This is a genomic window from Streptomyces colwelliae, from assembly GCF_048158785.1.
In the GTDB taxonomy this organism is placed as follows: domain Bacteria; phylum Actinomycetota; class Actinomycetes; order Streptomycetales; family Streptomycetaceae; genus Streptomyces.
Window position 1 is genome coordinate 26,020 of record NZ_JBLTJC010000063.1, and the last position, 12,835, is coordinate 38,854.

Consider the following 12,835-nt stretch of genomic DNA (forward strand, 5'->3'; position numbering starts at 1 on the left):
ACCAGCCCCCCCCCCACCAGCCAGGGCCTGACCTGGCGCAACATGCTCGATGGGTGGGCGACCACCAGCGCCTTCGCCAACACGGCGGATGAGGTGGACGCGACCGATCCGACCACTCCGGGCCGAACCCTCTGCAAGCGCCTCTTCGCCTCCGTTCCCCCCACCTCGCCTCCCGCCCAGAAGCTGTTCATCACCTATTGCTCCCGCTACGGGCAGCTCGGCGGCCTGGACCAGCCAGCACTGATCCCAGAAGTGCATCTGCGCTACGCCCCCTGCACGCGCCGCGGGCGGGACGGGCGAGGGCCGTTGAACCGCGAGCGCATGGACTTCCTGCTCCTGCTCCCCAACCGCGTCCGGATCGTCATCAAGGTCGACGGAAAGCACCACTGGGCAGGGACGGGGCGCTGCGGCTGAAGCTGATCGTGATCACCGATGACACCTCCGAGCCGCGGTTGTGCCAGGGGTCCGGTGGGCCGTTGATGCCGCCGGCGAAGTCGACGGCATTGTTCTGTGAGGCGGCCTCCCGTTCCAGGCACTGGCGGCGGATGCGCCGGGCGAGGGCTTGGACCGGGGCCGTGAAGGCCGGCGTGATGGCTGGGTGTCCGCAGTGCGGGGCGGTGTGGACGGTCGGGGTCGACCGCCTGGTCTCGGCGGTGTACTGCTCTCCCGTCTGCCGCAAACGGTCATGGAACGCGCGGTGCGTGCGGTCCGGTGAGGCTCATTCTGAAGCACCGACGAAAGGGTGCCTCTCACAGGGACGAAAGTCGCTGAGGGAGGCATCTTCCCCCTGTATACCTACAAGACTGGCCCCCGGCCCGGCGGGGCCGGAGCCCGCAACATTTTCAGTGATCTTCTAGCGGTCGTCCAGGGGCGCGACTGCGGACATTGCCAGGTTCAGGAGTCGGCCAAGGGCCTGTTGCCCGTCGTCGCCCAGCCATGTGGCCAGCGCCGCCATCAGGCAGGCGATTGCCGAGCCGCTGAGCGCGTCGGCCTCCAGCTGCCGTGCGGACTCGTCCGGGGTCGTCAATCGGGGGGCGAGCGCTGCCGCGACGACTTCCCGCCAGCTCTCCTGCTTCTGTGTGTGGCCGGATTGCAGTGCTGAGCTCTCCAGCATGATGCGGGTGAGCGCCAACGACTGGGCGTCAGTGGTCATCCAGGCGACGAGTGGGTCGAAGGCATGTCGCAGAGCCGTCCACGGAGTTTCCCCGGCGGGCCGGTCGGCCAGTTCGGCGGCGATCTTGTCGCCACTGGCGCGCAGCGCCTGGGCCAGGATGTCGTCCTTGCTTGCGAAGTAGCGGTGGAAGCTGCGCCGGGACAAGCCTGCGGATGTGGCGATCTGTTCCACGGTGGTGCCCTCGAAGCCTTGGCTGAGGAACAGCTCCAAGGCGACTGCGACAAGTTCACCTCGAACCGCAATACGGGTCCGCTCTCGTAGTCCTACCGCTGGTTCCACGTGCCGCACTATACCCCGGTGCGCAAAGTTATCACAACGAGAAGTATTTGGCATAGTGAGTCAAAGCGTGCGGGGTGTGACACAGCTTCGGCCGGCCCTGCCGCGTCACCCGTCCCGATCCGACCCGACCCGTGCCGCCGGGTCGGCGTGTGGGGCGCGGCAGCACGGACGGCGATGTCAGGCGTCGGCGGAACGGGTGACGCTCTCCCAATCTCGCCAGGTCTGTAGGCGCCGCTCGTAGATCGGCAGGACGAGGTCGTAGGCCGCCGACCCGAGCAGCAGCCGGGCGGGCGGCTCGTCAGCGTCGACCGCAGCCAGAACGGCTTCGGCACTGGCCCTTGTCGGCGGCTTCCCTTTCGGGCCGGCCGCCTGGGACACCACATTGTGGATGGGCTGGTAGAGGGGATTCGGGTCCGAGTGGGACGCGGAGGAGCCGCCCCAGTCGGTCTCGTAGCCGCCGGGCTCGATCAGCGTCGTCTTGATCCCGAACCCCGCTACCTCTGCGGCGAGAGCCTCGGTCAGACCCTCCAGCGCCCACTTTGAAGCGTGGTAAAGCCCGATGGTCGGAAACGCGATCACGCCGCCCTGACTGGACACCTGCACGATGTGCCCCCCGCCTTGACCGCGCAGCAGCGGGATCGCGGCCTGGGTGGTCCAGAGCGCACCGAAGAAGTTGGTCTCCATCTGAGCACGGGCCTCTACTTCGGAGAGTTCCTCGACGGCGCCGAAGTGGCCGTAGCCGGCGTTGTTGACGACCACGTCGAGGCGTCCGAAGTGCGCATGAGCATTCTGGAGCGCCGCCCGACTCGCGGTCCTGTCGGTGACATCGAGCGTGATCGGCAGAACCGCGTCGCCGAACATGTCCACGAGCTCGGCGAGTGAGCCGATGTCACGCGCCGTGGCTGCGACCCGGTCTCCGCGCTGCAATGCGGCAGTCGCCCACGTGCGCCCGAGTCCTCGGGAGGTTCCCGTGATGTACCAGGTCTTACTCATCATGCGCCCTTTCGGTCGGCCTTAGTTCGGTGCGGCAGTGCGTCCTGCGGCATCAGTCGTGGGCACCCTGCGGCACCAAGACTACACGTGATGCCAGACCTGGCACACTGAGTCAGCTTGGCCGATGTGGGCTCGGATTCGAGGATGGCCAGCGGCTCAGATGCGCCAATCATGACTCACTATGCCAAACATGGCCGTCTGTGTAGGGTGGCGACGGCGAGAAGGCGCCCGTGACCGATGTCAGAGGCGCGCCCCGCACCAAGGCCGACCGAAAGGGCACACAGATGAGTAAGACCTGGTACATCACGGGAACCTCCCGAGGACTCGGGCGCACGTGGGCGACTGCCGCATTGCAGCGCGGGGACCGCGTCGCCGCGACCGCTCGCGACATCCACTCGCTCAGCGCCCTGAAGTCCGAGTTCGGTGACGCGGTGCTCCCCGTCGAGCTCGACGTCACCGACCGATCCACCAGCCAGGCGGCAATCCAGAAGGCTCATGCGCACTTCGGACGCCTCGACGTGGTCGTCAACAACGCCGGCTACAGCCACTTCGGGTTCGTTGAAGAGGTCAACGAGGCGGAGGCCCGTGCTCAGATGGAGACCAACTTCTTCGGTGCGCTGTGGACCACCCAGGCCGCGATCCCGCTGCTGCGCCATCAGGGAGGCGGGCACATCGTGCAGGTCTCCAGCTCGGGCGGGGTGATCGCGTTCCCCAGCCTCGGGATCTACAGCGCATCCAAGTGGGCGCTGGAGGGCCTGACCGAGGCTCTCGCCGCAGAGGTCGCGGGATTCGGGATCAGGACGACGCTCATCGAGCCGTCCGCCTACAGCACCGACGGGCCCGGCGTCTCTGCGGTCAGGTCCAACCCCAACCCGCTCTACCAGCCCATCCGCGACGCCGTAGCCACCGCGATGGATCCGGCGACACTGCCTGCCCCGAGCGCCACAGTCGCCGCCGTACTGGCCGTGATCGACGCCGAACAGCCTCCCACCCGGCTGGTCCTGGGTTCCTCGACGTTCGACCAGATCCTGCCGACCCATGAGCGGCGCCTGAAGACCTGGCGGGACTGGGAGAGCGTCACACGGTCCGCAGACGCCTGACCGCGCTCCCTCCCCAGCCACCCGCAGTCCGCCACACCCCCGCCAGGCGCTGCTGTTGCAGTAGTCGGGGGCTGAGGAACATCCGTGTCAGATCGTGCGCTAAGCCTTCTCGGAGTTGCTTGGTTCTTTGACCTGGAGTGATCGCCCGTCAGAGCCTTCGTAGGTCGCTTTTGTCGATCTTCGGAGATTGGTTGTGGCGGTCGAGTTTCTGTCGGGTGAGCAGGTTGGGTACGGGGCGTTTGTCGGGGCGCCGTCACGTACGGAGTTGGAGCGGTACTTCTTCCTGGACGACGCGGACCGGGAGGCGGTGCAGGGCAAACGGCGTGCGCACGATCGGCTCGGGTACGCGGTCCAGCTCACGAGCGTGCGCTACTTGGGCCGGTTCCTGCCGGACCCTCGGCAGGTGCCGGAGGAGGTGGCCGAGTACCTGGCCGAGCAGCTGGAGATCGCAGACCCGTCATACCTGAAGGAGTACGGCGGACGGGACGGCCCGCACCCACGCCGGGGAGATCCAGGACGGGCCGAAGGCGTTGTTCGACGCGGCGGCGGGATGGGTGCGCGAGCGCAGGGCGCTCCTTCCCGGGGCGAGCCGCCTGTCACGGCTGGTGGGCAATGTCCGGGAGGCGGCGAACCAGCGGCTGTGGAACACCCTGTATGGGCTGCTGAACACCGGCCAACGAGCGGTGCTGGATTTGCTGTTGACGGTGCCTTCCGCGCGCGGGTCTCGGAGCCGGACCGCCTGCGGCGCGGGCCGGTGCGGGTGTCGGGCCCGCAGATGAAATGGTCCTTGGCCCGGGCAGAGGAGATTGCCGATCTAGGTACGGGTGAGCTGGACGTGTCGGGGATACCGCCGCGCCGGCTCGCGGAGTTGTCGAGGCACGGGGTGGACAGCAAGGCGACGCTGCTCAAGCGGCACAACGACGCGCGGCGCCTGGCGACGCTGCTGGCCACTGCGGTGCACCTGACGACGAGGGCGGTCGATGACGCCCTGGACCTGTTGGAGGTACTGATCGCCACGAAGCTGCTGGCCAAGGCCGAGCGGGAGAGCGCCAAGGAGAAGATGAAGACCCTGCCGAGGGTGGAGCGGGCCGGGGCGAAGCCGACGACCGCGTTCCAGGTCGTCTTCGACACCACTGCCGAGCAGGTTGATACCGACACCGGGGAGATCAGTGCCCCGAAGGTGGAGACGCCGGCAGCGATGTGGGAACAGATCGAGGCGGTGGTGCCGCGCAACGAGCTGGCCGCCGCGATCGCTGCGCTGTTTGAGCTGACCCCGCCCCTGGACTCCGATGCGGATCAGGCATGGCGGGCGATGCTGGCCACCCGGTTCGGCACGGTGCGGCCGTTCCTAAGGCTCCTGGTGAAAGTCGTGGACCTCGGCGCGACTCCGGAGGGTGCCCCGGTGCTGGCCGCGTTGAAGTCGCTGCCGGATCTGATGGGCCGTAAGAAGGTGGGACCTGCTGAGATCGACACCGAGTTGCTGGCCGGGTCGTGGCGGCGTCTGGTATTGGCCGCGCCGGGCCTGGAGCCGGGGACGGTGGACTGGAAGGGGTACGTGTTCTGCGTGCTGGAGCAGTTCCACCGCATGCTGCGCAGACGGGAGATCTTCGCGAAGAACTCCTCCCAGTGGGGCGGCCCGCGGGCGAAGCTGCTGGCCGGTGAGGCGTGGGAGCAGGCCAAGCCCACTGTCCTTGCGTCCCTGGGCCTGCTGGAGGGGGCGGGCGAGCACCTGGCGGCGCGGGCCGCGCTGCTGGACGGTACCTACCAGGAGGTCTCGGGCCGTCTGCCGGACAATGCGCAGATCTCTTTCGACGCTGACGGCCGCTTGCACTTCGCCGCGCTGGAGCCGGAGCCGGAGCCGACCTCCCTGCGCGACCTGCGGGCGGCGGTGAACGCGATGCTGCCCCGCGTCGACCTTCCGGAGGTGCTGCTGGAGGTGTTCTCCTGGACCGGCGCCGACCAGGCGTTCACCTCGATCACCGGCGGCGAGGCCCGGCTCAAAGACCTCCCTGTCACCATCGCGGCGCTTTTGGTCGCGCACGGCTGCAACGTCGGCTACACCCCCGTCATCAGCGGCATCGACGCGCTGAAGTACGGGCGGCTGTCCCACGTCGACCAGACCTACTTGCGCCTCGCGACCTACCGGGCCGCGAACGCCACGCTGATCGACACCCAGGCAGCGATCCCGCTCGCCAGTGCCTGGGGCGGAGGGCTGGTCGCCTCCGTGGACGGAACGCGGTTCGTGGTGCCGGTGCCCTCGGTCTACGCCCGGCCGAACCCGAAGTACTTCGGGCGGCGGGGCGGTGCCACCTGGTTGAACATGATCAACGACCAGGCGGCCGGACTCGGCGGGAAGGTAGTGGCAGGCACCCCTCGCGACTCGCTGTATGTGCTGGACGTCCTCTACGACCGCGACGGCGGCAAGCGCCCGGACATGATCGTTACGGACACCGCCTCGTACTCCGACATTGTCTTCGGACTCCTGACCTTGGCGGGGTTCACCTACGCGCCGTAGCTGCCCGACCTGCCCGACCAGAAGATGGGGCGCATTGACCGCGCAGCGGACTACGGCGCGTTCCAGGACGCGGCCCGCGGCCGGGTCGACCTGGTCCGGATTGAGCGGCACTGGGAGGACATCCTGCGGATCGTCGGCTCCATCCACACCGGGGCCGTGCGCGCCTACGACGTGATCCGGATGCTGTCCCGGGACGGCCGGCCCACCCGGCTGGGCGACGCGATCGCCCACTACGGGCGGATCGCAGCGCTACCAGGACGGCATGGAAGACCAGATCGGCGCACTGGGCCTGATGCTGAACGCGCTGGTGCTGTTCAATACCAGGTACATGGACGCTGCCGTCACCCAGCTACGTGCCGAGGGGTTCGACGTCCGCGACGAGGACGTCGCCCGCCTCTCACCGTTCGTACGGCACCACATCAACATGCACGGCCGGTACTCCTTCCAGCTCCCCGATCTGCCCGGTGGCCTGCGGCCCCTGCGGGATCCGGAGGCCGACGACGACCGGTAACCGGTAAGTCGATCGGCTCCGGCGCATTGGTGCTGAGGCTCAAGAACTCTCACGGGTTTCGGTGTTCACCGGTGTGCGCGGAAGAACTCGGTGAGGTCGTGCGCAAGGAGCTCGGGTTCTTCGTGGGCGGCGAAGTGTCCGCCACGGGTCATGCGGCTGTACCTCGTGATGTTGTACGTGCGCTCGGCCCAACTCCGGGGCGGCTGGGTGAGGTCGGCTGGGAACAGGGCGAGGGCCGTGGGCACATTTACCCGCTCCACCCGCCTCGTCAGCCGCTGGGCGTATTCGTAGTAGGGCCGGAAGGAGGTCGAGATGGTGTGGGTGAACCAGTAGAGCGACGCCTGCGTGAGGAGGAAGTCGTCGCTGAACCGGGACGACAGGTCACCACCGCAATCGCTCCACGCACGGTACTTCTCGACGATCCAGGCAAGCAGCCCGGTCGGCGAGTCGGCCAGACCATAGCTCAGCGTGAGAGGGCGGGTGCTCTGTTCGTGCAGGTACCCGCCCTCTTCCGCGGACCACCCCGCGACGGAATCGAGGTACTCCTGTTCCTCTGGGGTGACACCGGCCGCGTCGTAGGCGACCGGACTGGCGATCGCCATCAGATGGATGCCCACCACGGCCTCGGGGTGAGCCTCGCCGAGCCGGGAGGTGATGCCGGCACCCAGGTCGCCCCCGTGCGCGGCGTAGCGGGCGAAGCCGAGTTCGTCGTGCATGAGCCGGTGCCAGATCTCATGTGTCTGCGGCTGCTTCGCGAGCGAGGGCCGCTGAGGTGAGAAGGCGAATCCGGGCAGCGAGGGGACGATGACAGTGAACGCGTCGGCGGCGTCACCCCCGTACCGCGAAGGCGTGGCCAGCCGGCGGGCGAGGGTGGTCAGTTCGAGGAAGGAACTGGGCCACCCGTTGGTCAGGACGATCGGCAGGGAGCCGGGGTGTTCGCCGTCGAAGCGCAGGTAGTGGACGGGGGTTCCGTCGATGTCTGCGAGGTGAGACGGCAGGGCGTTGATGGTGGCTTCGTGGGTACGCCAGTCGTAGTCGGAGGCCCAGTAAGTGACGAGGCGTCGTAGTTCGCCGGAGTCGGTGCCGGTCTCCCAGCCGGTGGCGGGCCAGGGGGTCGGCCAGCGTGTGTTGAGCAGCCGTGAGCGCAGTTCGTTCAGCTCGGCCTCGGGGACGGCGATCACGGGCGCGTGGCGGGTCATAGGAGTCTCCAGGGTTTCGTTCTCACATGACAGCGGTGCGTGCCTGGGCGTCGGAGCCGCTCTGCGTGCGCTTTTCGGGGGACCGGCGGGTGACACCTGCTATCACAGCGGACAGGGCCATGAGGATTGCGATGACGAGCAGGGCGTGCCCGACGGTGGTCCGGTTTGCGAGGAATCCGATGAGGGGCGGTCCGCCGACGAAGCCGCAGTATCCGATAGAGGTGATGACGCTGACGCGGCCGGCGGTACGAGCGGGCTCGTCGGCCCCGGCACTCATGGTGATCGGAAAGCCGAGCGCCGCACCCATCCCCCAGAGCAGACTTCCCGCGAACGCCAGTCCAGTGGACGGCCCAAGCGCGAAAAGGGCGACGCCGGTGGCGGTGACGGCGGCGGCTGTCCTAAGGACAGTGACCCGTCCGAACCGGTGGAGGACCGCCGGCCCGAGCCAGCGGCCGGCGGTGAGCGCGGTGAGGAACGAGGCGTACGCCAGCGTGCCGATCGTGGCGGTGACGTGGTGACGGTCGATGACCGAGACGCTGACCCAGTTACTGCCCGCCCCTTCCGCGACCGCGAAGGCCAGTGCGACGAGCCCGACCGCCACGGTGCGCGGTTCTCGCCACGCGCCCAGACCCGAGCGGGACATTTTCACCGGCGGTGGCACTGCGATGGGGCGCGCGGCGTGCTCAGGAAGGAAGTGCCGTGTCGCAGCGGGTATCGCCCCGGCGATGACCGCTGCGACCACGGCCACATGGATGCTTACCGGGACCCGCAGCGCGGTCATCAGCACACCGACCGCTGCACCGGCGACCGTACCGAGGCTGAACGCGGCAAAGAAGCGTGGCATGACGGGACGGCCGAGTTGCCGTTCGACGGACGCGGCGTGCACGGTCATCGCGACATCCCAGAAGCCCGTAGCCGCGCCGAGCAGGAACAGTCCGGCCACCAGCAGGGACGTCGAGAAGGGGTATCCGAGCGCGATGACGCCGAGGCTCGCGCTGACGAGCAGTGCCACGGCGGTGATGGCCCGGCGGGGGCCGATGCGTGTGACGACAGGTCCCGACAGGGGCAGCACGATCACGCCGCCGACGGCGATGGTGAGCAGCAGGAGTCCCAGTGATGCCGGGTCGAGGTGCAGCTGCGTGCGGATCCGGGGGAGCCGGGAGGACCACGTCGATCCGGCGAGCCCCAGACCGGCGAAGACCGCGTAGGTTGCCCTCGCCCCGGCCGTCACCTCTCGTGCTGTTGGCGCCGTCGGGAGGGTTGCAGACGCTCTGGTCACGATCCCGGTCGGCCGGCTGGGCCGAGAGTCCGGTCGATCGTGTCCCGCGTCCTCTCGCGCGACTCCGGCTCGGTTGTGAGCAGAGCGTGCATGATCATTCCCTCAAGCAGGGCGTCCAGGCGGGCGGCGCTGTCCGGGCCGGTGAAACGGGCCAGAACAGTGCGGCTGTCCGCCGTCCATTCCTGCGTCAGGGCTCGCAGTCCGGGGTTGCGGAGCGCCGCCAGGTGCAGCTCAAAGCCGAGGACCGCACTGCGGTGCCTGGCAGGACCTCCGTGGACGAGATCGACCAGGACCTCCACGAATTGCTCGTGCGTCTCGACGCTCTGGAACAAATTCTCGAACACCGCGGACTGCAGCTCGACATGCCGGGCGAACGCCTGCGTCTGGAGATCGGTCAAGCTGGCGAAGTGATAGGTGATCGACCCGAGCGGCACGCCGGCGCGGGCAGCGATGTGCCGATGCGTCGTCCCGGCCACCCCATGATCCGCAATGACGTCGAGAGTGGCGTCCAGGATGTGCGTCTTCCGGCCGGGGTCGTTGCGACGGGTCCGCCGCCCACCACCCGATCCACCGGAGGCCCGGCGCTCACCGCCGACCGCCTCCTTGGCCGTTTCACCTTCGGGAGGCTCCGCCGACGGCGGTTCGATGTGCAGCATGCGTACAAACGTACAAGCCTTAAGAACAGATGTACACATCAATGGATGCTCACAGCCGCCACGCCGCGGCATCACACCTGCACCTTCGGCATACGCACAACCGGCCGTTCGCCATGGTCTGCGGTCCGGACGGCTACCCTCACGCTCGCCTCGGCCCCGCCTGGCAAAGGAAGCACTGCGACTTCCGGTTGGGCGCACTCGACATCCACATCGGCAGCCACCACACGATCCAAGCTCCGCCAGCGGCCGCCCCGGATCAGCGCCTGCTGTCACCCGGCGCGATCAGGCTGGTGACTTCAGCGATCGCCTCCGGGGAGGGATGGAAGCACTTCCGTACGTTCTCGGGCTTCTTGTGCCGGGACGTCGCCATCAGCATCAGCAGGCTCGCCCCCGCCTCGCCGAGGTGCGTGAGCCCGGAATGCCGCCACTCGTGCAGATCCCGACCCGTGCCACTTTTGCCGCCGAGGGCGGTGTGCTCGTCCAGCAACATGCGGGCTTGCCCCTACGACAGCCGGACCAGCCCGGTGTCCGGGCACACGTCGCGCGGCGCGAGGACCTTGCCTGGGCCCGGCCTGCGGTGGGTGACGAACACCGGCCCGCGCGTACGACCCTTGAGCAGGCGGGGCAGCAGCCGGGCGGTGCCCGCGCCCCCGTACACGGTCTCCAGCACGAAGTCCTCGCGCATCGCGCCGCGGCGCCGGGTGCGCGGCCGGGCGCCCTTGGCCTTCACCGGGGCCCGGCGCCCGGCGAGGTCCAACTCCTGGATATGGACATTGCGGCGGGCGATCAGCCGGTCGGTGGCCATCTTCGAGCGGGCCGAGGTCTCAGAGTCCGGCGGAGTCATTCGACGGCCTCGGACCGATTTCACACCGCCCACGTGGTCACCAATTGCTGGAACGAAGAGCGGGGCCGGCTGCCTGCCGATCCCAGCCGGCGGACCTGTTGGCCGCAGCAGCAGGTGAGTCGAGACCGGTAGTCGGCTCCCCCGCCCAAGATCCGGACCATACACGGGCCAACTCCGTCCCTCGAATCTCGGAACTACCGTTTCCGCGGGTCAACGAAGCGTTGCGCGTGTACCGCCAGCAGACGAAGAACCTCCTCGTGTCGTACTCGCCGAAGAAGCTGGGCTTCTTCTAGGCCCAAACGAAGGGTGCCTGGCCCCAAACGAAGGGTGCCTGAACTGGGAGTTCTCCCAGTTCAGGCACCCTTCGTGGCGACCAGTCGAGGCAGAAACGGCCGCCATTCGAACTGACGTTCATATCTCCTCGGTCGTCCGGTCATCGACGACCGGATCGAAGTCCTCGGCGGTGGAGAGTCCGCAGCTCCCCGGAGCCGTGATCACGAGCGATCACCTTCCTGACCTGGGTGTTTCCTGGAAGATGAGCTACTTTGGCGTGCTCCTGCACACGTCGCCCAGTACCTCGTTCGCATTGAAACGCCGACGTCTGGAAGCCAAGTGGCCGCGCCGGGAACAGCCGGTCCGGTCGGCGCGGTTGCACCGACCGAGGGCTCGGCGCCGCACGGTCGGGGAACACGGAAACCACAAGATCGTCCGCCCCACCAGGATCCGGGCCCCAGGATCGCGGCGCGCCCGCCGCGTACGGGGACCAAGACGTATTTCTGCAGGAGGACTCTTCATGACCGACCGGCCCTTGACGCTCATGGCAGTGCACGCCCACCCCGACGACGAGGCCACCACGACCGGCGGGGTCCTCGCGCAGTACGCGGCGGAAGGCATCCGTACGGTTCTCGTGACGTGTACCGACGGCGGTTGCGGTGATGGACCAGGTGGTGTCAAGCCGGGCGATCCCGGGCACGATCCGGCGGCGGTCGTCCTGATGCGCCGTCAAGAACTCGAGGCGAGCTGCGACGTCCTGAAGATCAGCGATCTGGAGATGCTGGACTATGCCGACTCCGGGATGATGGGCTGGCCGAGCAATGACGCCCCCGGATCCTTCTGGCAGACCCCCGTGGAGGAAGGCGCGGCCCGGCTCGCGGAACTCATGCGGCACTACCGACCCGATGTGGTCGTCACCTACGACGAGAACGGTTTCTACGGCCACCCCGACCACATCCAGGCCCACCGCATCACGATGGCTGCGCTGGAGATGACCGAGCTGACACCGAAGGCGTACTGGACGACGATGCCCCGCTCGCAGATGCAGCGGTTCGGCGAGATCATCCGCGAGTTGAATCCTGACATGCCGGAGCCGGACCCCGCCGAGCTCGCCGAGATGGCCAAGCTCGGCCTCCCCGACGACGAGATCACCACCTGGGTGGACACCACCGCGTTCAGCGGCCAGAAGTTCGACTCGCTGGCCGCGCACGCCAGTCAGGGCGACAACATCTTCTTCCTCAAGATGGGCAAGGAGAGGTTCGGCGAGTTGATGGGCGTGGAGACCTTCGTCCGTGTGCAGGACGCCACCGGAGCGGCCGTACCCGAGAACGACCTCTTCGCCGGACTGCGCTGATCCACCCGACCGCCAGGCCGGTCGGCCCGACCGGCTTGGGAGGATTGGGAGGCCTGGATGCCGGGAGGCCTCCCTCGGGCCTGAGAAAACGCAGCGACCGCACGCCGCGATCGAGCGGGGCACACACCCGGAGGCTTCTCCACGTGAGTCCCGCTCCGTCAGCCCGCACTCCGTCAGCCCGCATCCAGGCCCTCGCCGGTCCCGCCACCATCAGCCGGTGGCCCATCAGGTCGCCCTCAACCACGCCTCCGTACTGCTGATCCGGCTGTGCGCGACCAACACCCGGGCGCCCAGGGCAAGATGGCCGCCCGCTGCCACACCCCCACCGACGCCTTCACCACCGCCTACTGATCCTGCCGCCCGCCCTACGACGCCGGCCGGCAGTCCGCGCCCGAGTACTGGACCGCCGTACTACGACACCTGTCCCGGCCCGCCGACGCCGACACGATCGAGGAACTGCGCCTCACCGACATCGACAGCTGGTCACGCGTCGACGAACGGATGGTCGCCTACGTCCAGTCCCTCCGCGATGTCGCCGAGGTCGCCCTGCTGTCCAACATCCCCGCCGACCACGCGGACGCCTTCCTCGCCGCGCAGCCCTGGCTGCACCAGCTGGACCACGTCGCCTTCTCCGGAAAGATCAAAGCGGCGAAACCGG

The 12,835-nt window shown here is 68.2% G+C and carries 8 protein-coding genes and 2 pseudogenes; 4 read left to right on the forward strand and 6 right to left on the reverse strand.

The genetic code is table 11. The annotated features are described in order from the left end of the window. The first annotated feature begins 42 nt into the window (after nucleotides 1-42). Nucleotides 43-414, forward strand: a complete 372-nt coding sequence (locus ACNFOC_RS15850) for a hypothetical protein (RefSeq protein WP_416959757.1) — start codon at nucleotides 43-45, stop codon at nucleotides 412-414. Nucleotides 415-853: 439 nt separating this feature from the next. Here ACNFOC_RS15850 and ACNFOC_RS15855 read toward each other — a convergent pair whose 3' ends face one another. Beyond that, on the reverse strand, nucleotides 854-1,507 hold the full coding sequence (locus tag ACNFOC_RS15855) for a TetR/AcrR family transcriptional regulator (protein ID WP_416959758.1): 654 nt from the start codon (nucleotides 1,505-1,507) through the stop codon (nucleotides 854-856). Nucleotides 1,508-1,630: 123 nt separating this feature from the next. Then, the gene (locus ACNFOC_RS15860) at nucleotides 1,631-2,446 is read right to left on the reverse strand and encodes an SDR family NAD(P)-dependent oxidoreductase (RefSeq protein WP_416959759.1); all 816 of its coding nucleotides are present in this window, start codon (nucleotides 2,444-2,446) and stop codon (nucleotides 1,631-1,633) included. 230 nt (nucleotides 2,447-2,676) lie between these two features. Here ACNFOC_RS15860 and ACNFOC_RS15865 point away from each other — a divergent pair, with 230 nt between their 5' ends. Together ACNFOC_RS15865 and ACNFOC_RS15870 are read left to right on the forward strand one after the other, a co-directional pair. Further along, nucleotides 2,677-3,546 carry an SDR family NAD(P)-dependent oxidoreductase gene (locus ACNFOC_RS15865; RefSeq protein WP_416959760.1) on the forward strand — a complete coding sequence of 290 codons (870 nt, stop codon included), beginning with the start codon at nucleotides 2,677-2,679 and terminating at the stop codon, nucleotides 3,544-3,546. A gap of 193 nt (nucleotides 3,547-3,739) precedes the next feature. Further along, nucleotides 3,740-6,572, forward strand: a pseudogene (locus ACNFOC_RS15870) (Tn3 family transposase). A 65-nt stretch (nucleotides 6,573-6,637) separates the two neighbouring features. Here ACNFOC_RS15870 and ACNFOC_RS15875 read toward each other — a convergent pair. The 4 genes and pseudogenes from ACNFOC_RS15875 to ACNFOC_RS15890 all read right to left on the reverse strand — a co-directional run. After that, a complete protein-coding gene (locus ACNFOC_RS15875) occupies nucleotides 6,638-7,771 on the reverse strand; it encodes an epoxide hydrolase family protein (protein WP_416959761.1) in 1,134 nt (377 codons plus the stop codon). 22 nt (nucleotides 7,772-7,793) lie between these two features. After that, complete coding sequence (locus ACNFOC_RS15880; protein ID WP_416959762.1) at nucleotides 7,794-9,002, reverse strand: MFS transporter; 1,209 nt, start codon at nucleotides 9,000-9,002, stop codon at nucleotides 7,794-7,796. 44 nt (nucleotides 9,003-9,046) lie between these two features. Beyond that, complete coding sequence (locus ACNFOC_RS15885) at nucleotides 9,047-9,706, reverse strand: TetR/AcrR family transcriptional regulator (RefSeq protein WP_416959763.1); 660 nt, start codon at nucleotides 9,704-9,706, stop codon at nucleotides 9,047-9,049. Between the two features lie 256 nt (nucleotides 9,707-9,962). Then, nucleotides 9,963-10,556: pseudogene (locus tag ACNFOC_RS15890) on the reverse strand (site-specific integrase); the annotation flags it as partial. A 787-nt stretch (nucleotides 10,557-11,343) separates the two neighbouring features. Here ACNFOC_RS15890 and ACNFOC_RS15895 point away from each other — a divergent pair. Next, complete coding sequence (locus ACNFOC_RS15895; RefSeq protein ID WP_416959764.1) at nucleotides 11,344-12,177, forward strand: PIG-L family deacetylase; 834 nt, start codon at nucleotides 11,344-11,346, stop codon at nucleotides 12,175-12,177. The last annotated feature ends 658 nt before the right edge of the window (nucleotides 12,178-12,835 follow it).